Annotated in this window: 12 protein-coding genes; 5 read left to right on the forward strand and 7 right to left on the reverse strand. The window is 63.5% G+C overall.

The window, feature by feature from the left end:
* Positions 1-368: 368 nt before the first annotated feature.
* From ACIPOO_RS14905 to ACIPOO_RS14915, 3 genes are all read left to right on the forward strand, one after another.
* The gene (locus ACIPOO_RS14905; protein ID WP_400608180.1) at positions 369-887 is read left to right on the forward strand and encodes a cysteine hydrolase family protein; all 519 of its coding nucleotides are present in this window, start codon (positions 369-371) and stop codon (positions 885-887) included.
* A 190-nt stretch (positions 888-1077) separates the two neighbouring features.
* On the forward strand, positions 1078-9726 hold the full coding sequence (locus ACIPOO_RS14910) for a GH36-type glycosyl hydrolase domain-containing protein (RefSeq protein WP_400608182.1): 8649 nt from the start codon (positions 1078-1080) through the stop codon (positions 9724-9726).
* Positions 9727-9797: 71 nt separating this feature from the next.
* Positions 9798-10523 (forward strand): Crp/Fnr family transcriptional regulator, encoded by a 726-nt coding sequence (locus ACIPOO_RS14915; RefSeq protein ID WP_274130499.1) that lies wholly within the window; start codon positions 9798-9800, stop codon positions 10521-10523.
* Between the two features lie 45 nt (positions 10524-10568).
* On the opposite strand, the gene ACIPOO_RS14920 is transcribed toward ACIPOO_RS14915, so the two are convergent.
* The 7 genes from ACIPOO_RS14920 to ACIPOO_RS14950 form a co-directional block, all read right to left on the reverse strand.
* Positions 10569-10907, reverse strand: a complete 339-nt coding sequence (locus ACIPOO_RS14920) for a copper-binding protein (protein WP_400608185.1) — start codon at positions 10905-10907, stop codon at positions 10569-10571.
* A complete protein-coding gene (locus ACIPOO_RS14925) occupies positions 10904-14062 on the reverse strand; it encodes an efflux RND transporter permease subunit (RefSeq protein WP_400608187.1) in 3159 nt (1052 codons plus the stop codon). The genes ACIPOO_RS14920 and ACIPOO_RS14925 overlap by 4 nt, the downstream gene beginning before the upstream one ends.
* Positions 14059-15312 (reverse strand): efflux RND transporter periplasmic adaptor subunit, encoded by a 1254-nt coding sequence (locus ACIPOO_RS14930; RefSeq protein ID WP_400608189.1) that lies wholly within the window; start codon positions 15310-15312, stop codon positions 14059-14061. The genes ACIPOO_RS14925 and ACIPOO_RS14930 overlap by 4 nt, the downstream gene beginning before the upstream one ends.
* Positions 15309-16565: a TolC family protein gene (locus ACIPOO_RS14935; protein ID WP_400608191.1), complete on the reverse strand. Its 1257-nt coding sequence runs from the start codon at positions 16563-16565 to the stop codon at positions 15309-15311. Before ACIPOO_RS14935 ends, ACIPOO_RS14930 begins: the two co-directional genes overlap by 4 nt.
* Positions 16566-16663: 98 nt before the next feature.
* Entirely contained in the window at positions 16664-17014 is a 351-nt protein-coding gene (locus tag ACIPOO_RS14940; protein ID WP_400608193.1) for a hypothetical protein, read from the reverse strand.
* A gap of 163 nt (positions 17015-17177) precedes the next feature.
* Positions 17178-18422, reverse strand: coding sequence for a serine hydrolase domain-containing protein (locus tag ACIPOO_RS14945; protein WP_400608195.1), 1245 nt, complete (start codon positions 18420-18422; stop codon positions 17178-17180).
* A gap of 177 nt (positions 18423-18599) precedes the next feature.
* Positions 18600-19691 (reverse strand): helix-turn-helix transcriptional regulator, encoded by a 1092-nt coding sequence (locus tag ACIPOO_RS14950; protein ID WP_400608197.1) that lies wholly within the window; start codon positions 19689-19691, stop codon positions 18600-18602.
* A 98-nt stretch (positions 19692-19789) separates the two neighbouring features.
* On the opposite strand from ACIPOO_RS14950, the gene ACIPOO_RS14955 reads away from it, so the two are divergent.
* Complete coding sequence (locus ACIPOO_RS14955; protein ID WP_400608199.1) at positions 19790-20185, forward strand: hypothetical protein; 396 nt, start codon at positions 19790-19792, stop codon at positions 20183-20185.
* A 177-nt stretch (positions 20186-20362) separates the two neighbouring features.
* Positions 20363-21679: a hypothetical protein gene (locus tag ACIPOO_RS14960; protein WP_400608201.1), complete on the forward strand. Its 1317-nt coding sequence runs from the start codon at positions 20363-20365 to the stop codon at positions 21677-21679.

Here is a 21679-nt window from a genome sequence, read left to right on the forward strand (position 1 = left end):
GTGCAGCACCGAACGTGTCTCGCAGCGCCACTGTAGGAGCGCGCTTGCCCGCGATGGCGTTGGTACATTCACGACATCTCTGTCAGGCGAAAAGGCCAGTCGCGGGCAAGCGCGCTCCTACGGGTTTGCGGCCGGACACCCATCCTGCGCCCGCCGCAACTCCCCGCACTTGCAACACTCTCCGGTCGAGGTTAAGGTCAAACCATGAACACCCAACGTTTCGCCTCGACCACCACCTTCACGACCGCCATCGGCGGGTCGCGGGTGGTTGCGTGAAGTGATAACGCAGGACCCCAAAGACCCGCCAGCAATGGATCGGGTCTTTTTTTTGCCCCGATTTTCGCTGGCACCCATGCAAGGAAACGCATATGTACGCTCTGCTGATTCTCGACATGCAGGTCGGACTCGTTCACGGCCCTGACAAGCCTTGGCGCGGCGAGGCGGTGATTGACACCCTGAACGCGCTCATGAGAGATGCACGGGAGCGCGGCGCTCCGATCTTTCTCGCGCGCCACGTCGGCCCGGCAGGTTCTCCGATCGAACCGGGCAGCCCGCTCACCGAGCTTGTGCAAGAGCTGGAGCTGACAGGCGACGAACGCATCTTCCAGAAAACCCGCCCCTGCGCCTTCGTTCAGACAGACCTGGCCAGCCAGCTCAGACAGCTCGGCTGCGAGGGCATCGTCGTGACCGGCATGAAAACCCAATACTGCGTCGACAGCACTTGCCGCGCCGCCCGCGATTGCGGGTTCGATGCCGTGCTGATCGCCGACGGGCACACCTGCTCCGACACCCCGACGCTGAGCGCAGAGGCCATCATCGCCCACCACAACGCAACACTGGCAGGACCCTTCTGCCGGGTGGTGCAGGCGAAAGACTGGCGTTTCTGAAACGACATCCCCGCGCCTTGAGCCTGCTCTGCCCTATGTTCGCCAGCGCACAGACGAAGCTGTTCCCGGATGGCCATACTCGGCGCTGGAAAGCCACGTCTTAAAGGCGCTGCTGGGCGCTGAAGGGCTACATCGGCGCACCTCTGAACATTCGCGCGATGAGAGCCACGCGCTTCAGGCTCACGACCTTATGACTAGCACATGGACACGCGTACGGGGAGTGGTTGCTCGCTTGTCCGGGATCCACCAGAACGGTTCGTTTTCCGCCTCCGGGTTTGAATACGAACCGATTCTGCGCTCCGAGCTGTTCAGCGCCGATCAGATGGCCAGCCATGGCATCGCCCTGGCCGGGCAGCATCAACTGACGGCGCTGTCGGCCCGCGACTCGATGCTCAGCAGGCTCGATGACAACGAGGCCTTGCTCAAGCGCAGTTGCACGGCGCTGTCCGAGGCTCAGGTGTCGAGCCGTCGTGTCACCCCGGCAGCCGAGTGGCTACTGGACAATTACTTCCTGATCGAAGAACACATTCGCACCGCCAGAACCCACTTACCCAAAGGCTACAGCCGTGAGTTGCCACGCCTGATCAACGGCCCCTCCGCCGGGCTGCCGCGGGTCTACGACATCGCCCTGGAGACAATTTCCCACGGCGATGGACGGGTCGACGAACAGAGCCTGGGCCGCTTCATTTTCTCGTATCAGACCGTCATGCCGCTGGCGCTTGGAGAGCTGTGGGCGGTGCCGATCATGTTGCGCCTGGCGCTGATCGAGAACCTGCGTCGGGTCGCTTCGCGGGTGATGGCCAACGCAGATGATCGCAACCTGGCCGACGACTGGGCCGAGCGCCTGATCGAAACCTCGGAGCGCGACATCAAGAGCGTGGTGCTGACCGTGGCCGACATGGCCCGCTCCACCCCGCCGATGACGGCGGCTTTCGTCGCCGAATTCACCCGCCGGTTGCAGGGCCAGAGCGCAGCCCTGGCGTTACCGCTGAACTGGATCGAGCAGATGCTGGGCGAAAAAGGCTCAAGCATCGAGCGTCAGGTTCAGCTCGACGCCCAGCAGCAGGCCGCCGACCAGGTGTCCATCAGCAACAGCATCGGCAGCCTGCGCCTGTTGTCCGCGACGGACTGGCGCGAGTTCGTCGAGTCGATGAGCCACGTCGAACAGACGCTGTGCGAAGACCCGGCAGCGGTCTACCGGACCATGGACTTCCGCACCCGGGACAGCTACCGGCATGTCATCGAACGCCTGGCCCGGCGCAGTGCGCAGCATTCCGAAACTCAAGTGGCGCGGGTGGCCATAGACCTTGCGACGGCCCAGGCGGCGTCGGTCTCCTGTGAGGTGCTGGCGCGGCATGTCGGGTATTACCTGATCAGCGACGGGCTGCCTGTACTGGAGCGCGCACTCAAGGCCCGCGTGCCGGTCCATGAGCGCTGGAAACGCCTGTTGCAGCGCTCGCCGCTGATGTTTTACCTGGCCCCGGTGTCGCTGCTGACACTGGTGTTTGCCGGACCGTTGCTGGCGTCCGCGCACCGCGACCGCATGCCGGACCTCGCGCTGCTGGTACTGGCAGTTCCGTGCCTGATCATGGTCAGCCGTCTGGCGATCAGCCTGATCAACTGGCTGGTGACGTTCAGCCTGCTGCCTTCCGTGCTGCCCAAGATGGATTACGCCCACGGCATCCCCGACGACGCCCGCACCCTGGTGGTGATTCCCACGCTGATTGCCAACCTGGCCGATGTGGATGAACTGGTGGAAGGCCTCGAGGTGCGCTTTCTCGCCAACCGCGACAGCAACCTGTATTTCGCCCTGCTCAGCGATTTGCTCGACGCCGCTGAAGAAGTCCTGCCTCAGGACGCCGAGCTGATTGCCCGGGCCTCGGAGGCGATCACCCTGCTCAACCGCAAGTACGCCGACGGCATCACCGACCGGTTTTTCCTGCTGCACCGGCCCCGTCGCTGGAATCCGGGCGAACGGGTGTGGATGGGCCACGAGCGCAAGCGCGGCAAGCTGATCGAACTCAACGCGCTGCTGCGCGGCAGTGGGCGGGAGTGTTTCAACGCCATCGTCGGGGACATCACCCCACTGCAAAGCGCCCGCTACGTGATCACACTGGACACCGACACCCTGCTGCCCCGTGACGCCGCGCAGCAATGCGTGGCCGCCATGATGCACCCGCTGAACCGTCCGCTGTTCGATGCCATGGGCAAACAGATCATCGCCGGCTACGCGGTGTTGCAGCCGCGGGTGGGTATCAGCCTGACCAGCGTCACCCGTTCGACCTACGCGCGAGTGTTTGGCAGCGACGCCGGGGTCGACCCCTATACCCGCGCGGTGTCCGATGTGTATCAGGACCTGTTCCAGCAGGGCTCGTTCATCGGCAAGGGCATCTATGACGTGGATGCGTTCACCTGCGCGCTGGATGGCTGCCTGCCCAATAACCAGATCCTCAGCCACGACCTGATCGAAGGCTGCTATGCGCGCTCCGGCCTGCTCAGTGACGTACAGCTGTATGAGCAATATCCTTCGGGCTACGGCGCCGATGTCAAACGTCGGCACCGCTGGATTCGCGGGGACTGGCAGTTGTTGCCGTGGGTCGCGCCCTGGACCCGCAACGCGACCGGCGAGTGGGTGCACAACCGGCTCAGTGTCATGGCGCGCTGGAAGATTCTCGACAACCTGCGGCGCAGTCTGGAGCCGCTCTCCACCCTGACCATGCTGGGCTGGGCGTGGCTGGCCAGCAGCGAACCGCTGGGCTGGACGCTGACGGTTGTCGGCTTGCTGGTGGTTCAACCGCTGCTTCGCAGCGTCACCGAACTGATGCAGTCACCGGCCGGCGTGCCCTATCGCCAGCACCTTCTGGCACTGACGGGCGACCTGGGACAGGAGCTTGCCCGCGTCTGCCTGACACTCGCCTGGTTGCCGTTCGAGATGCTGTACAGCACCGACGCCATCCTGCGCTCGCTGTGGCGGCTCGGTTTCAGCCGGCGCCTGCTGTTGCAGTGGCAACCGTCGCGGGAGGTCGAGCGCATGAGGCAAAGCCGGCTGCCTGGTTTCTATCGACTGATGTGGATCGCGCCGACGCTGGCACTGCTGACAGTCGCGGCGCTGCTCGACACTCCGCTGACCCTGCTGATCGCAACCCCACTGCTGCTGGCATGGCTGGCAGGTCCATGGATCGCCTGGCGGCTCAGCTCGCCCGCCGAGGGATCAGTGTTCAAACCCTCGGCGCAGGACCTGCGTTTTCTGCACGTGCTGGCTCGTCGGACCTGGGCCTTCTTCGACCAGTACGTCGGTCCCCAGGACAACTGGCTCCCGCCCGACAACGTGCAGGAAGCACCGAAGGCGGCCATCGCCCACCGCACCTCGCCGACCAATATGGGCATGTCGTTGCTGGCGCATCTGGCCGCCCATGACTTCGGCTACCTCAGCACCGAACGCCTGCTGACACGGCTGACCGCCTCCCTGAACAGCATGCACAGCCTCGAACGGCACCGGGAGCATTTCTACAACTGGTACGACACGCAAACCCGCGAACCGCTGCGGCCACGCTATGTCTCGACCGTCGACAGCGGCAACCTGGCCGGGGTATTGCTGACACTGGGTACTGGCCTCGGGCAGATCGCTGACACCCCGATGAGCCCACTGGCCGTGCTCAGCGGCCTGCGCGACACCCTGGACACCTTGATCCAGGCCCGGCACGCCAATGAATCCGACCCGCTCAGTCAACTGCGAACAGCCCTTGAACGCGCCGGGCAGACACCGGATGCGGACATCCTGGCCGACCTGCTGCACACAGCCCGCATGACGGTTTCAGACGCTGAACTGGCGGGCGATGAGGAAAGCATCTATTGGCAACAAGCCTTCGTCAGCCAATGCACCGACTGGACCGACGAATTGCAGCGATACCGGCTCCCGACACCCCTGGCCGGACCCAGGCTTACGCCCTTCAGCCTGCGCCAGCTGGCAAGCCTTGACACCGCAGAGTGGAATATCGAGCAGCTCAGCGATATCGAACAGGTGCGCAACAGTGCCAGGGACCGGCTCAAGGTACTGGACCGGTTGAGAGCGCTAACCGGCGAGATGGCGCAGATGGACTTCTCGTTGCTCTACGACAGTCAGCGCGATCTCTTTGTCATCGGCTACAACGCTGACGAGCGCCGGCTCGACACCGGCTATTACGACCTGTTGGCGTCCGAGGTGCGGCTGACCAACTACGTGACCATCGCCCAGGGGCAGACGCCCCAGCGCGCGTGGTTCACCCTCGGCAGGTTGCTGGGGGAAAACGCAGGGGTGCCGACACTGCTTTCGTGGTCCGGGTCGATGTTCGAATACCTGATGCCGATGCTGGTGATGCCCAATTACGACGGCAGCCTGCTGGACCAGACCTGCCGTGCCGCCGTGGCCGTACAGATCGAACACGGCAAGGCGCTGGGCATTCCCTGGGGCGTGTCGGAATCGGGGTATTACACCCTCGATGCGCACCTGAACTATCAATACCGCGCCTTTGGCGTTCAGGGCCTGGGCCTCAAGCGCGGGCTGAGCGACGACATCGTGATCGCCCCCTACGCCAGCGCGCTGGCGCTGATGATCGATGCCAACGCGGCCTGCAAAAACCTGCAACGCCTGACCTTGCAGGGCGCCTCGGGGCGTTTCGGGATGTACGAGGCGGTGGACTACACCGAGGCGCGCTTGCCACGCAGCCAGCCGTTCGCCGTGGTCCAGTCGTTCATGGCGCACCACCAGGGCATGAGCCTGCTGGCCTTGACCAGCCTGCTGCTCGACCACCCCATGCAACGGCGCTTCGCAGCAGATCCTGCGCTGCAATCGGCGCTGTTGCTGTTGCAGGAACGGGTGCCCAAAGCCGCCGCGCCGTACCTTAAAACCGAGCAATCGCCGGTGCTCGGCGACGGTGGCCAGGACCCGGGCCTGAGGGTGTTCGCCGACCCCGGCCGCAAACGCCCCGCCGTGCAGTTGCTGTCCAACGGCCGCTACCACGTGATGCTGACCAGTGGCGGCGGTGGCTACAGCCGTCGCAACGACATGGCCGTCACCCGCTGGCAGGAAGACACCACCCAGGACAACTGGGGCATGTTCTGCTATCTGCGCGACGTCGACACCGCCACGGTCTGGTCGGCGGCCTATCAGCCCACGCTGCATCAGCCCGAAAGCCACGAAACCATTTTCAGTGATTCCCGGGCCGAGTTCAGGGCGCGCAACCTGGATTTCGATACCCACCTGGAAATCGTCGTCTCGCCGGAGGACGACATCGAACTGCGGCGCCTGCACGTCACCAACCGCGCCGCCTTCGCCAAGACGCTGGAGATCACCACCTACGCCGAAGTGGTGCTGGCCAGCCCAAGCAATGACGCCATGCACCCAGCCTTCAGCAAGCTGTTCGTACAGACCGAACTGCTGCCCTCGCTGCAAGCCATCCTGTGCAGCCGCAGGCCCCGCGCCAGCGATGAACCGACGCCCTGGATGTGCCATCTACTGGCGGCCCATGGCGTCGACATCGACGAGATTTCCTATGAAACCGATCGCATGCGGTTCATTGGCCGGGGGCGCAGCCTGGTCTCGCCAGCGGCACTGGACGCCGGCTGCGGGCAGCTGTCGAACACCGCAGGCCCGGTCCTCGACCCGGTGGTCGCGATCCGCTGCCGGATCACCCTGCAACCCGGCCAGCAAGGAACCATCGACCTGGTGACCGGGGCCGCCGACAGCCGCGACGACTGTCTGTCACTGATCAACAAGTACCGCGACCGTCATCTGGCCGATCGCGTGTTCGACCTGTCCTGGACCCATAGCCAGGTGCTGCTGCGTCAGCTCAATGCGTCTTTGCCCGATGCCCGTTTGTTCGAGCAGATGGCCTCCTCCCTGCTCTACGCCAACACCTCGATGCGCGCCGACGCTGCCGTGCTGGTCGCCAACCACCGCAACCAGTCAGGGCTCTGGGGACAGGCGATCTCCGGCGACCTGCCCATCGTGCTGTTGCAGATCTACAGCCTGGACAACATCGAACTGGTCCGGCAACTGGTGCAGGCCCACGCCTATTGGCGGCAAAAGGGGCTGGTGGTGGACTTGCTGATCTGGAACGAGGATCAGGCGGGCTATCGTCAGCAGTTGCAGGACGCGATCATGGGATTGATCACCTCCGGCAGCGAGGCGACCCTGCTGGATCGTCCGGGCGGCATCTTCGTGCGGCCCGCCCAGCAGATCTCCGCCGAAGACCGTGTGCTGGTCCTGTCCGTGGCGCGGCTGGTGCTGAGCGAAGGCTTCGGTACCCTGGCCGAGCAGGTGCATCGGCGCAGGGTTTCACCGGTGCATGGACCGTTCGTGGCAACCCGGCAGCACCAGGCAACGTCAAGCTCAGTCGGGCCCAGCCACTCGCCGTTGCTGCTGAGCAATGCCTACGGCGGTTTCAGTGCCGATGGCAGCGAATACATCATTACCAGCCTGGCGTCCCAGCCGACGCCCGCACCCTGGGTCAACGTGCTGGCCAACGGGCAATTGGGCACCGTGGTGTCGCAGGCCGGGAGCGCCTACACCTGGGCGGAAAACGCCCATGAGTTTCGCCTGAGCCCCTGGCACAACGACCCGGTCACCGATCGCAGCGGCGAAGCGATCTACCTGCGCGATGAAGAAACCGGGCATTTCTGGTCGCCAGCGCCACAGCCCTGCCCCGGCGCCGGCCCATACCGGACCCGCCATGGCTTCGGCTACAGCGTGTTCGAGCACGAGGAGGACGGCATCCACAGTGAGTTGTGGATCTATGTGGCGCTGGACGCCCCCATCAAGTTCTCCCGATTGCTGCTGACCAACCGCTCCGGTCGCGCCCGCACGCTGTCGGTCACAGGCTACGTGGAATGGGTGCTGGGCGATCTGCGCAACAAGTCGGCGATGCACATAGTGACCCAGTCGGACCCGGTGACGGGCGCCCTCTTCGCCCGCAATGCCTATTCGCTGGAGTTTTCAGAAAGGGTGGCGTTCTTCGACACCGACACCGTCGAGCATGGCGTCAGCGCTGACCGCACCGAATTCCTGGGCCGCAGCGGAACCCTGGCAGCACCCGCCGCCATGGGCCATGCCGGTTTATCGGGCCGGGTCGGTGCAGGGCTGGACCCTTGCGCGGCGCTGCAAGTGTCGGTCGAGCTGGCGGACGGGCAAAACAGGGAAGTCATCCTGCGCCTGGGTGCAGAGACCTCGACCCAGGCCGCGACCCATCTGGTGCAACGTTTCAGGGGCAGCCAGGCCGCCGCAGCGGAACTGCAGAAGGTCCGCGAGCACTGGCGCTCGGTGCTGGGCGTGATTCGCATCGAAACCTGCGCCCCATCGGTGGACGTCATGGTCAATGGCTGGCTGATGTACCAGGTCATTGCCTGCCGCTTCCAGGCACGCAGCGGCTACTACCAGTCCGGCGGCGCCATTGGCTTTCGCGATCAGTTGCAAGACAGCATGGCGATGATTCATGCCGACCCTGCCGCCGTGCGCGCGCACCTGTTGCTGTGCGCCGGGCATCAATACGCCGATGGCGACGTGCAGCACTGGTGGCACCCGCCGATGAACCGCGGGGTGCGCACGGCCTGTTCTGACGATTTCCTGTGGTTGGCCGCAGCCACCAGTCGTTATGTGGAGATGACCGGCGATGTCGCGGTGCTCAACGAGACGGCAGGCTATCTGGAAGGACGCCCGCTGGGCCCGGGTGAGGAGTCCTACTACGACTTGCCGGGCACTTCGGCCTTGCACGAAACGCTGTACCAGCACTGCGTACGCGCCATCGAACACAGCCTGCGCCGCGGTCGCCACGGTTTGCCGCTGATGGGCAGCGGCGACTGGAACGACGGCATGAATCGCGTGGGTCATCTGGGCGAAGGCGAAAGTGTCTGGCTGGGTTTCTTCGGTCATCAAGTGCTGGAGCAGTTCGCTGCAACGGCACGGCTGCAGGGCGATCAGGCGTTCGCCAAACGGTGCAACGAACAGGCGCACCTGTTGCGTCGTCACCTGGACCAGAACGCCTGGGACGGCGCCTGGTACCGGCGCGCCTGGTTCGACGACGGCCAGTTGCTCGGCTCGGCGAGCAACGAGGAATGCCGCATCGACTCGATTGCGCAAAGCTGGTCAGTACTGTCGGGGGCGGCGTCACCCGCACGTCAGCGCCAGGCGATGGCGTCACTGGACGAGCACCTGATCAAACGCGACATCCGCGCCGTGTTGCTGCTTGACCCTCCGTTCGACAAGGGCAATCTTGAGCCCGGCTACATCAAGGGCTACGTGCCCGGCGTGCGGGAAAACGGCGGTCAATACACCCATGCGGCGGTCTGGGCAGGCATGGCCTTCGCTCAACTGGGTGATGCCGGCAAAGCCTGGGAGGTGCTGAACCTGATCAACCCCGCCGACCCTGCCAACCATGGACGGATCGACACCTACAAGGTCGAGCCCTACGTCATGGCCGCCGATGTCTACGGCACCGCGCCCCATGCCGGTCGCGGCGGCTGGACCTGGTACACCGGGTCTGCCGGGTGGATGTACCGCCTGATCGTCGAGTCGCTGCTGGGCGTGCAGCGGGTCGGCACGACGCTCAGCCTCGAACCGCTGCTGCCGGCCGGCTGGCCGGGGTTCATCCTGCACTACCGGCTGGGCGAGGCCCTGTATCACTTCGACATCCGCCAGGGCAGCGCGCTCTCGACCTCGATGATCCGCGACGGCCAGCCCCTGGACAGCAACGTGCTGACACTCGACGGCGAACGCGGTGAGCACTGGATTCAGGTCGATTGCCGCGCCCCATCGCCCCGACCTCAGGCGCTGGAATACGTGCAGGCCGTCGATGAATCACGATAAGCCCACAGTGCCGGGGTCCAAGGGGAGTACCCTGACCCGGTACGCCCTATCCTTGATCACGGTGCCTTGCCATGCCTGCCCCACCCCAGCCCAGCGACAACCACCTGCTCGCCGCGCTCCCGGCGGACGACCTCAAGCGCCTGGCGCCTCATCTGGAGCAGGTGCCACTGGCCTTGGGCGATGTGCTGTATGAACCGGGCGATACCCTGCGCCACGTGTATTTCCCCACCGACTCGATCGTGTCGCTGCTGCATGTCACGGAAAACGGCTCGTCCGCCGAGATCGCGGTGGTGGGCAATGAGGGGCTGATCGGAATCGCGCTGTTCATGGGTGGCGAGAGCACCTCCAGCCGCGCCGTGGTGCAGAGTGCGGGGGTGGCGTTCAGGCTTCCCGGGCAGAAACTGAAGAAGGAGTTCAACCGCCACGGCGATCTGCTCCTGCTGATGCTGCGCTATACCCAGGCGCTGATCACCCAGATGTCGCAGACCGCGCTGTGCAACCGTCACCACTCCATCGACCAGCAACTGTGCCGCTGGCTGCTGCTGTCACTGGATCGCCTGCAGGGCAATCGCCTGAACATGACGCAGGAACTGATCGCCAACATGCTCGGCGTACGTCGCGAAGGCGTGACGGAAGCAGCGGGTAAACTGCAACGCCAGGGCGTCATCGAATACAGCCGCGGACAGATTACGGTGCTCGACCGTCCGCGACTGGAGCGCCTGAGTTGCGAGTGCTACCTGGTGGTCAAGACCGAAACCGACCGCCTGCTGCACTACACCCGTCGTCAGGACGAGTAGCTGCGCAGGCGCTCGGTAATGGCAGCAGCCGGGCCGCGTGTTACGTCATTTTCTGATCGAAACGATGGTCGCTCGCCCGCCGCTCAGGGAGAACGAGAATGAAACCTTGTCCCCTGCCTCAAGCCCAGCGATCTGCTCATCGGAGACAGCAAACCCCATCGTCATCGGCGGCCACTGCAACGCCTGAACAGCGCCGTGGGAAATGGTCACGGTATGCTTGTCATGGTCAATCGTCTTGATCGTCCCTTCGGCACTGGCGACCTGAGTCGGGCTTGCCGAGGCGCCACTCATGCCGTCCATTTTCATGCCCGGCATGTCTTCAGCCCAGGCAGGCAACGCGAGCAAGGTAACGGTCATGGCGAATACGCAGTGAGTCAGTTTCATACAGTTTTCTCTTGAGGTTGGGTGGTTTTGACAGACAGCTGCCTGCGCCGCATCAGGCGATAGGCGGCTGGTAATACGAAGAGTGAAAGCAGCGGAGCAGTGACCATGCCGCCGACCATCGGCGCGGCGATGCGGCTCATGACTTCGCCGCCCGATCCGCTGCCGGACAGGATCGGCAGCAGGCCGGCGAGAATGACCGCCACCGTCATTGCCTTGGGCCGCACACGCTGTACGGCGCCCTGGCGAATCGCTTCGATCAGCCCTGACTCCGAGCCCTCGCCCAGGCTTTGCCGCTCTGCCCAGGCATTCTTCAGGTACAGCAGCATGATCACGCCGAATTCGGCGGAAACCCCGGCCAGTGCAATGAAGCCAACCCCTGTGGCGACCGACAGGTTGAAGCCGAGCAGATAGAGGAACCAGGCCCCGCCGGTGAGCGCGAACGGGAGCGTGGCCATGATCAGCAGCGCCTCATCGACTCGGGAAAAGGTCAGGTACAGCAGGACGAAGATGATCAGCAGAGTCGCCGGCACGACCAGCTTCAGCCGCGCATTGGCCCGTTCAAGGAACTCGAACTGCCCCGAATAGCTCAGGCTCATCCCCGGCTGCAAGGTGACCTGCTGCCCGATGGCCTGGCGCAGATCGCCGACCACCGAAGCCAGGTCCCTGCCGCGCACATCGATGTACACCCAGCCAGAAGGCCGTGCGTTCTCGCTCTTGAGCATAGGAGGGCCGTCCGTGACCTTGATCTTCGCCACCGTGCCCAGGGTGATCTGGCTGCGCTGAGGCGTGTAGATCGGCAACTGTTCAAGCGCGCCGACCGAATCACGCCATTCCCGCGGGTAACGCAGGTTGATGGGGAAACGCGCCAGCCCTTCAATGGTTTCGCCGACGTTTTCCCCGCCAATGGCTCCGGACACGACGGACTGCACGTCGGCGATGTTCAGCCCGTAACGCGCGGCTGCCTTGCGGTCGATATCGACGTCGATGTAGCGCCCGCCCGTGAGCCGTTCTGCCAGCGCCGAACTGACGCCGGGCACGGTCTTGGCCACCCGTTCCACGGCCTGGGTCGCGGCATCGATCTGGGTCAGGTCCGTCCCCGCGACCTTGACGCCAATGGGGCTCTTGATCCCGGTGGCGAGCATGTCGATGCGGTTACGGATCGGCGGAATCCAGATGTTGGTCAGCCCTGGAACCCGCACCACGCGGTCCAGTTCTTCTACCAGTTTCTGAGGGGTCATGCCCGGCCGCCATTGCTCCCTAGGCTTGAATGCAATGGTGGTTTCGAACATCTCCAGCGGTGCAGGGTCCGTGGCGCTTTCAGCGCGACCGGCCTTGCCGGAAACGTGCTCGACCTCGGGAATGGTCTTGATCAACCGATCCGTCTGTTGCAACAACTGCGCAGCCTTCTGCGCCGACAGGCCTGGAAGCGCCGACGGCATATACAGCAGATCCCCTTCGTCCAGCGGCGGAAGAAACTCGCCGCCCAATCGAGAGAGTGGCCACAGCACGCTGAGGAACACCAGGGCTGCGATCAGCAGAGTCGTCCTGGGACGATTGAGGACGGCATCCAGCGCCGGCCGGTAGATCCCGACCAGCAACCGGTTCAGCGGGTTGCGCTGCTCATCGGGAAGCCGCCCGCGAATCCAGTAGCCCATCAGCACCGGCACCAGGGTCACGGACAAGCCCGCCGCTGCCGCCATGGCGTAGGTCTTGGTAAACGCCAGCGGCCCGAACAGCCGCCCTTCCTGGGCTTCAAGGGTGAACACCGGAATGAACGACAAGGTGATGATGAGCAGGCAGAAAAACAGCGCGGGGCCGACTTCGGTTGCCGCTTCGGTCATCACCCGCCAATGCTCCGGCCCCTTCAACACCTGCCCGGGATGGGCGAGGTGCCAGGCTTCAACCTTCTTGTGTGCGTTCTCGATCATCACCACGGCGGCATCGACCATCGCACCAATGGCGATGGCGATGCCGCCCAGCGACATGATGTTGGCGTTTATCCCTTGATGGCGCATGACGATAAACGCAATCAACACGCCCACCGGCAAGGAGATGATCGCCACCAGCGAGGATCGCAGGTGCCACAGGAAAACCCCGCACACCAGGGCGACCACGATGAACTCCTCGATCAGCTTGTGGCTGAGATTCTCCACCGCGCGGTCGATCAACTTGCTGCGGTCGTAGGTGGTGACAATCTCCACCCCTGCCGGCAAGCTGCGTTTGAGCTGTTCAAGCTTGACCTTGACCGCCGCGATGGTCTCCCGGGCGTTCTTGCCGCTGCGCAGCACCACGACGCCGCCCACGGTTTCACCCTGGCCGTCGAGTTCGCTGATGCCACGGCGCATTTCCGGCCCGAGCTGGACCGTGGCGACATCACCCAGGGTGACAGGCACCCCGCCCGCCCCGAGTTTCAGCGGGATGGCGCGAAAATCATCGAGGGTTTTCAGATAACCGGAGGCCCTGACGATGAACTCGGTTTCCGCCATCTCCAGCACCGCGCCTCCCGTTTCCTGGTTGGCCTTGCCGATGGCCGCACTGACGTCCGCCTGGGTGATGCCGAGGCTGGCCAGCCGCACGGGATCGAGCAGCACCTGGTACTGCCTGACCATGCCGCCGACCGTCGCGACCTCGGCGACGTTGGGCAGGGTCTTGAGTTCGAACTTGAGGAACCAGTCCTGCAGGGCACGCAATTGCGCCAGATCATGGCCGCCAGTGCGATCCACCAGGGCATACTGGAAAATCCAGCCGACACCGGTGGCATCCGGGCCCAGCGCAGGTTTGGCGTTCGCTGGCAGCCGGCTCTGCACCTGGCTCAGGTATTCCAGCACGCGCGAGCGGGCCCAGTACGGATCGGTGCCGTCCTCGAACAACACGTAGACGAAACTGTCGCCGAAGAACGAATAGCCCCGCACCGTCCTGGCCCCCGGCACCGAAAGCATGGTCGTGGACAGCGGATAGGTCACCTGATTCTCGACGATCTGCGGCGCCTGCCCCGCATAGGGCGTGCGGATGATCACCTGCACATCCGAAAGGTCCGGAAGTGCGTCGATGGGCGTATTGTTCAGCGACCAGAGCCCCCAGGCGGTCACGAACATCGTCGCCAGCAGCACCAGGAAGCGATTGGCGACTGACCATCTGATAACAGCAGCAATCATGGTCGGGCCCCCATGTCACGGGACGGCGCGGTGATGCCCTTGAGACTGGCCTCCGAATCCAGCAGGAACTGGCCGGAGGCAACGACCTTCTGCCCCTCCTCCAGGCCTTGGGTGATGACAGTCCTGCCGTCACTCTCCTGCCCCAACTGCACTTCCACCGGACGATACCTGCCTGCGTCTTCCGCCAGCATGACCAGCGCCCGGCGCCCGGTACGAATCACCGCTTCGCTGGGCACCCACAGCACGCTCTGCTCGCCGGGATGGTGCAGGCGCACCTGGGCCGTCAGGCCGGGCCTGAGTTGCCCGTCCGGATTGGGCAGTTCCACCCGCACGCGAAGGGTGCGGCTGTCCGGATTGGTCTGCGGCAGAATCGCACTGACCTTGCCGGCCAGGGTCTTTCCCGGAAACGCCGGCAGGCGGGCTTCAACGCTTTGCCCGGTCACGACGGCACCGGCTTCGGATTCCGGGACAGCCACCGCCAGCCAGACGCTGTCCAGCCCGTTGAGGCGCGCCAGCGTCTGCCCCGTCGCCAGGGTCATGCCGACGCGCAGATCCAACTCCTGCAGCACACCACCCATGGGGCTGGTGAGGGTCAGCAGGGGCTGAACCTTGCCGCTGCGCTCGACCTGCGCGATCAAGGCCGGCGGCATGCCGGTCAGACGAAGCCTTTGCCGCGCCGCGCTCAGCAGCGCTGCGTCGCCCTGGGCCTTGAGCGCCACGAACTCGGTCTGGGCAGCGGCCCAGTCCGGCACCAGGATATCGGCCAGCGGCGCATTCACCGCCACCACATCACCGGGGGCATGGGCGTAGACCCGCTCGACAAACCCGTTGGTGCGGGCCTGAACCACGGCGATATCGCGCTCGTTGAAGCCCAGCACCCCGGTGACGTCGAGGGTTGAATCAACGACGCCACGGGACACCACGCCCAGCCGCAACCCAAGGTTCTGGGTCAGGCCGGGATCAATGCTCACGGCAGCCGCATCCCCTGAGCCCTCGGCATATCGGGGCACCAGTTGCATGTCCATGAAAGGCGACTTGCCCGGCTTGTCGAACTTTTGCTGGGGGTACATGGGGTCGTACCAGTACAGCGCCTGGCGTTCCTTCGATTCCTGCGGCGCACTTGCAACCTCGGGTGATGGCAGACCACTGTCCGGCTGGCCTGCGAACCCGTATCCCCCCGCTGCTCCCAGCCCCAGACCCACGGCCAGGGACAACCCCGCCAGCACCACTGCATTCCACGGCTTGTTCATGAACGCGGCTCCCCATAGGCAAAATACAGGCGGGCACTGGTCAGGGCTCGCTGTTCCTCGACGTCGATCTGCTTGAGACGCGCCTCGATGAGTTCACGACGGGCCGCGATGACCGCATTCAGATCGCCTTTGCCGGCCCGATAGCTCGCAAGGCCCAGTTCGACCTTCTGCTCGGCCAGCGGCACCAGGCTTTCACGGTTGCGCTGCACCGCCCGGCTCAATCGCTGGTAGTCGGCCAGTTCGCTTTCCAGTTCGGCACTGTGCTCACGGGACAAGGCGTCGCGTTGCGCCTCGATCTGGCTGAGTTCGGCTTGCCTGGCGGCGATCCTCGGGATTTGCCGGGAGTCCGGAAACAGCGGCAGATCCCACGAGAACTGCACGCTGACCATGTCGCCGAACTGACGATTGCGGTGCTGATAATCCAGCTCCCAACTCCAGTCAGGACGTTTCTCGGCGATGGCTTCCTTCACCCTCGCCTGCGCCTGGCGCGTCATCGGGGCAAACGCCGCCAGCTCCGGATGGTGCTGCAGGGAGTGCGAATAGCCGGCTCCATCGACGGGCCAGTCCGGCAAACTGCCCGCCGGCTCCTCGTCACCTGCTGCGCCGATCCAGCGCTTGAGCGCCGCACGAGCCTGGGTTCGCTTGAGGTTGAGGTCATCCTGCTGCTCGGCGAGCAGCGCCGCTTCCTGCCTGGGCGTCACGGCATCGGCAGGCTGCGCGCGACCGGCGGCGATCTGCGCCTTTACGGTGTCGGCCAGCAGCCGGTTTTCCTTGTAGAAGTCCTGAAACAGCGCGTCCTTGCGCTCGACCGAATAGCGGCTGATCCACGCCATCGCCGTCGACTGACGCACGTTGAGGCGCTCGACCTGGCGCTCTGCCGCAGCCCGCTCAACGGCCGCATTGGCGACCTCGATCCGGGCGTTGCGCTTGTCGCGATTGGGTACTTCCTGTCTGACCCCGACCATTTGCATGGTCATGAAGTCATCGTTGACGCTCCAGCGATCCGGACCGCCCACGGGGTAGTTCTGCAAGCCTGCCAGCAGCTTGGGGTCGGGCAGTTCTCCAGCGGGGATGGCCGCGCTGCTGGCGGCCTGGATGTTGGCATCTTGTGCGACAAGCGAAGGCGCCTGGGTATCTGCCAGCCGTAACGCTTCATCGAGCGTCAGGGTGGCAGCGAAACCCGGCCATGCCATCACGCTTGCCACCAGACCGGCCACCAGAGGCCAGCCGGTGCAATAGCACTTGGCGTTCATGTTGTTGATTCCTGAGTTCATTCACTGCGCGGGAAAAACAGACACGCGCAGGCAGTCCGCTTCGCCTTGGCGAAGCGGGGCTCAATGTCGAACAGGAATCAGGCGCGGGGCGGTCGCCACACCCCGGAAGGAGGCTGGGTAACAGAAGCATCGCTGACCAGCGAAAACACGACCGGAACCAGCGGCGTCACAGGCGGTTTGAACACCGAGACTTCCAGCATGCCGCCAGTCTTGCACTCCTGGCCCGGCTTGCATGGCTTGCCGTGATCGGCAGGGTTTTTCAGGTCGTGGCTGTCGTTACAGCAGTCCATCCCCATGCCATCCATCATCGCCATGCCCATGGATTTCATCGGGCAGGGTTCCGTTGGCGCCTGAACACCCGCCATCCCGGTGAGGGGAAGCGCGAGGCTGAGCATGAGAATGAGGCAGAACCGCAGGTAACGTTTCATATCGCAGCACTGTAATGACTGACAACGGCCCTGACAAATCGGGGATCGCGTGGAGGCAATAACAGCGGATCAGGGTTAAGGCAGCATTATGTGCTCAGGATGTGAGCACATGGCAGGGCGATGCGAAGCTGTATGACCTTCCACCGCCCTGCCAGGCGCGCTGTCACTTCAAGGCAGCAACCACGGCATCGAAGAACACCATGGGGTCCACTGGCTCTTTATCCGTGGGCTTGGGCTGGGCACCGAAGGTGACAATCACCACGTTATTGCCCGGGTTGAGGTAGATGTTCTGGCCCTGGATACCGATCGCTGCATAGGCGCCGTCTTTCACCGACGGCTCGGTCCAGGCCGTCCACCACATGTAGCCGTAGTCCAGGGACTTGCCGTTTTTCAGGGTGGTCGGCAGGGTCGCTTCCTTGACCCAGCCTTCGGGCAGGATCGAGGCGTCGTTGATCTTGCCGCCGTTCATGAAGAACAGCCCGAAGCGTCCGTAGTCACGCAGTGTGGCGCTGATGCCGCTGCCACCGATTTCCACGCCATCGGGCGAATCGAGCCACCAGCGGGCATCGCTCTCCATCCCGAACGGCTGCCAGATCTTCTGCGACAGGTAATCGGCCAGCGGCATCTTCACGGCGCCACGAACGATTTCACCGAGCACCTGGGTTTCACCCGTACTGTAGTTGTTAGTCGTGCCGGGCTCAGCCGCGCGCGGCAAACTGGCCATCAACGCCATGGCCGAATGAGGCTTCTGGGATATCTGCGCGTTCAACAGCGCGCGGCGATCGGACGCCGGATCGGTGTAGGTCTCGTTCCACTTCACCCCCGAAGACATCATCAGCACATTGCGCAGGGTCACGCCTTCGTAGGCGCTGCCCTTGAGCTGCGGGACGTAATCCACCACTTGCGCATCGAGGCCCTTGATAAGCCCGTCCTTGATCGCGGCACCCGCAAGCGTCGAGGTGATGGACTTGGCCATCGACATCGACATCCAGCGGGTCTTCTCGGTGTTGCCGCGCTGGTAGTTCTCGAACACGATCTTGCCGTCCTTGAGCACCAGCATCGCAGTCACGCTGTTGAGTGCGACGTAGTCATACAGATCGTACTTCTTGTCTTCGAAGGTGAAGCGAACGTTGGGCAATTGTTTGTCTGATCGGGCCAGCGCATAGGGATGATTGCCGGCCTTGATCAGGTGCGTGGGAAACAGTCGGTCGATGTTGCGGTAGGTACTGACCGCCAGATCCGGGAACATAGCGCCGTCATAGATCTGCTCCACGGTCCCGATGGGTTCCTGCGCGTGTGGGTAGTCGTCGGCCAGGGCGGCCGAGGAGATGCCCGCCGCAAGCAGGCCCATTGAAAGAAGCAGCGAACGGCCAAGCGCGGCCGGACGAGAAATAGCGGATGAATGCATGACCTGTCCTTTTTTATTTTCCATTCACAACCATCAGGACGCGTGCGCCCGCTTGAACCATAGCCTACCGATTGCAAGTGCGCGGCGAGCGCTGAAGCATCCTGCTGCCTGCACTTGACGGCAGATCAGGGGAGCCATCAAGCCAGGCGCTGTTGGCGCAAATGGTCATCTGCCCCGTCAGGGGGTCGGATCTTCGGCGTAAAAACTTGCGGCCTGGCGCACGGCATCACGCACATGGGCGCGAATGACGGGGGGCGCAAGTACCTCGATCTCGTCCGCGTTGGCCAGCAAAAACAGGCGTAAGCCCTGGGTGTCGAGAATCGAGCAGCGCAGCTCCCACTTGCCATCGGCCAGTGGGGTGAGGACCTGCTGGTCTGCCAGCGGGTTTTCGCTGAGCCTGTTGTGCAGGTTGGCGCCCAGCCTGAGTCTGAGTTCCACGGGCTCATCGGCGTGAATGGTCATGAGATGCCGCTGCGCTTCAAGGGAATTGACGTCGAAGTCTTCAGGGTCCGGGATGTACAGGCTGCTGTCTTCAATCGCCACGACTCGGTGCAACATCAGTGCACAGAACGTCCCAGGCCCATTGCTGCTGTACTTGCCTCGCCTGGCGCCCGGTTGCGGTTCGCAGCCTTCGGGCCACTCTTCCTCCAGCACGTAGGCCGACAGGTAGATGTTGGAATCCTGATAGGACAGCGCCAGGGGTTTGAGGTGGTAGACACATTCGACGCCACCTGCGTCCCTGGGCAGATAGGTGACTTTCAAAGGCTGATTGAAAAACAGCGCATCATGAATGCTATCGACATGCGCGGGGTCGAATTGCCCGGCCTTCAGCACCGTGAAACGGGTACCGGTGGTGATGCGTTTTGCCCAGTCGAACTTTCGAAACGGCACCCGGCTCATCACCTTGTCGACATGTGCACGCAATTTCTGCAGAACCTGCGCCGGTGCCTGCATGCCGAGCCTCGCCGCATGATCCAGCATCGCTGACAGGGTCACGGCCTCGGTGGGCAACAGGGTCAGATCGAGGGCTGGTCCCAGCCACACCCAGAAATTGGCTCGCTGGTCCGAGTCCTGCCGGACCTGCCTGACTTCGCCAATACGCTCAAGGGCCTCAAGGTCTCGTTGAGTGGTCTTGAGGATGTGGTTCTCCAGCCCCAACGCGGCACAAAGACGCTTGTGAATGACGGGCGTCGGCTGGGCTTCCTTGTAATCGGCCAGAATCTTGCGCAGGCAATCACGGCGATCATACAACTCTGATTTATTTTCCACGGTCATCCTGTTGCGGACACGATCTGTCCCTATCTGGTGTTTTGATGCTCTGGCTGGCAAGCAAACCCGCTCAATGGCGCCAGCACACGGGAATATCCATGAATCGTCAAGCCTGTGCTGCAACGCCCCCCACGCAATCGCTGCAGGAAAAGATCGTCGAACTGGCCGTCGGCGGCATACCCGCCATCTGCCTCAAACAGGCCCTGGACCAGGACTTTCCTTTTCTGGACCAGGCGCAGTACCACGCGGCGCTGCTGGGCCTGCAGGAACTCGGCCAACTGGTCGGTGAAGTCCAGGAAGGCGAATGGTGTTTCAAGACCCTCGACGACACCGCCCCTGACTATCAACCCCTGGAATACAGTCCCGAATTTGCCGAGCAGATGATTGCCGCTTCCTGCGGGGAGTTCGTCGAAATCGACGTCGATGAATTTCTCGCCCTGCTGGACGCCATGATCGCCGAGGCTCGAAGCGCCGGCCCTGACTCTTCCCACTGAACGCCCAGCCGTGCTTTGCATTGCCCAGGACGTGTGCCGACATCAGTGGACCTGAAGCCCTGTTGCGCGAAGGTTTGAAACGCTGCTGTTCTGATTAATAGCGAAATGGCATTACCTACATTCGGCAGGTACAGTCGTCACCTGCGGAAAAAATCAATTCATTCAAGGATGTACGAAGTGAAGAAGTCGTCTTATCTGGCTCTCCCAGTGGTGCAACAATTCGTGACCTGGCTGAGCGACAACCTCGACAGCGAGACCTTCGCCCACAGCTACATCAATCGTCGCAGTGGTGCCTGGCAATGCAAGAGCCTGTATGACGCCTACGTCCAGTACCACTGGCGTCATCGCGGCGGCCATACCTTCGCCCACAGCGCAGCGACCCTGACATCCCTCGGCAAAGCGCTGCATGCCGCACTCACCTCGCCCGCCGACGATCAGGCTGCCCGTAGCGCGGCCACCGACGTCATGATCTGGGGCGGCGTGGTCGCCGGGAACGTGCGCTGGCTCAACGCCAACCCGAAGCTCGCCTCGGACCTGCTGGCCGTGCAGGCGGCGATCAATGCGCAAGACACGGCCGACGCCGTCCTGACCGATCGCCAGCTTCGCTTCAACGCGGGAATGACCAAAGTCTATTCGCTGCTCTGCGAGGGGTTCGTCATCTACGACAGCCGCGTCGCTGCCACGCTGGGCTGGGCCGTCAGAAAATTCTGCGAAGCCCGGCAGTTGGCCGCTGTACCAGCCGAACTGGGTTTCCCTTGGGCACCGGCCAAATCCACGCCCAACCACCCTGCGCCGAAAGACCGCAATCCGTCTTCTGGTGCGCTGACCTTTCCGAAGCTCAGCTCCGGGCCGCTTCACGCCCAGTGGAATCTCAAGGCCAGCTGGATACTGCAAACTGCACTGCTCACACCCGCAGGCCAGGCCAGCCAGTTCACCAGCGACCCGTCTCTTGCGACGCCCGCCTTGCGACTGCGAGCGCTGGAAGCCGCATTGTTCATGATCGGCTATGACCTGAACCAGCACACGGCGAGTGCCTCGACGCAAGCTGCGGCAGCAATCGACGCCTGGATCGAATGCCAGACGCTGGCTCGCCGCAACCCGTTTCGTTATCGCTTCACTCCAACCGGCCTGGAGGTGGAAAAGGGTCCACGCTTCACCATCAAAGAGATGAATGAAACCCTCGACGTCCTGTGGAAACACTTCAACGCCGGCCCGTTCCCCCTGGCCAATAGCGTCACAGGTGTGCCAAGCGGCACGGTCCCCATGGGCATGGGCACGGCGTATTACCGCGTCACCGGAAAAAGCGCCGCGTTCACCAGCAAACTGGCAGCAGCCCTTGAGGACCTCAACGTCATCCTTCCCGTGCCACCGTCCCGTGGCTCGGGACTGCACTGGGTTCTGAACCTGGAAATGCTGCAACTCGACAGCCCATCCAGCCCGGCAGATGTCACGGCTGTGTTCGAGGAACTGGAGGCGGATCTGGCGGAGAGTTGA

This window comes from Pseudomonas sp. NPDC090201 (genome assembly GCF_044746825.1).
In the GTDB taxonomy this organism is placed as follows: Bacteria; Pseudomonadota; Gammaproteobacteria; order Pseudomonadales; family Pseudomonadaceae; genus Aquipseudomonas; species Aquipseudomonas putida_AD.

Excerpts from the sequence above, each read along its gene's own strand:
- ACIPOO_RS14905 (WP_400608180.1), top strand. The coding sequence starts at position 369 with ATGTACGCTCTGCTGATTCTCGACATGCAGGTCGGACTCGTTCACGGC.
- ACIPOO_RS14910 (WP_400608182.1), top strand. The coding sequence starts at position 1,078 with ATGACTAGCACATGGACACGCGTACGGGGAGTGGTTGCTCGCTTGTCC.
- ACIPOO_RS14915 (WP_274130499.1), top strand. The coding sequence starts at position 9,798 with ATGCCTGCCCCACCCCAGCCCAGCGACAACCACCTGCTCGCCGCGCTC.
- ACIPOO_RS14920 (WP_400608185.1), bottom strand. The coding sequence starts at position 10,907 with ATGAAACTGACTCACTGCGTATTCGCCATGACCGTTACCTTGCTCGCG.
- ACIPOO_RS14925 (WP_400608187.1), bottom strand. The coding sequence starts at position 14,062 with ATGATTGCTGCTGTTATCAGATGGTCAGTCGCCAATCGCTTCCTGGTG.
- ACIPOO_RS14930 (WP_400608189.1), bottom strand. The coding sequence starts at position 15,312 with ATGAACAAGCCGTGGAATGCAGTGGTGCTGGCGGGGTTGTCCCTGGCC.
- ACIPOO_RS14935 (WP_400608191.1), bottom strand. The coding sequence starts at position 16,565 with ATGAACGCCAAGTGCTATTGCACCGGCTGGCCTCTGGTGGCCGGTCTG.
- ACIPOO_RS14940 (WP_400608193.1), bottom strand. The coding sequence starts at position 17,014 with ATGAAACGTTACCTGCGGTTCTGCCTCATTCTCATGCTCAGCCTCGCG.
- ACIPOO_RS14945 (WP_400608195.1), bottom strand. The coding sequence starts at position 18,422 with ATGCATTCATCCGCTATTTCTCGTCCGGCCGCGCTTGGCCGTTCGCTG.
- ACIPOO_RS14955 (WP_400608199.1), top strand. The coding sequence starts at position 19,790 with ATGAATCGTCAAGCCTGTGCTGCAACGCCCCCCACGCAATCGCTGCAG.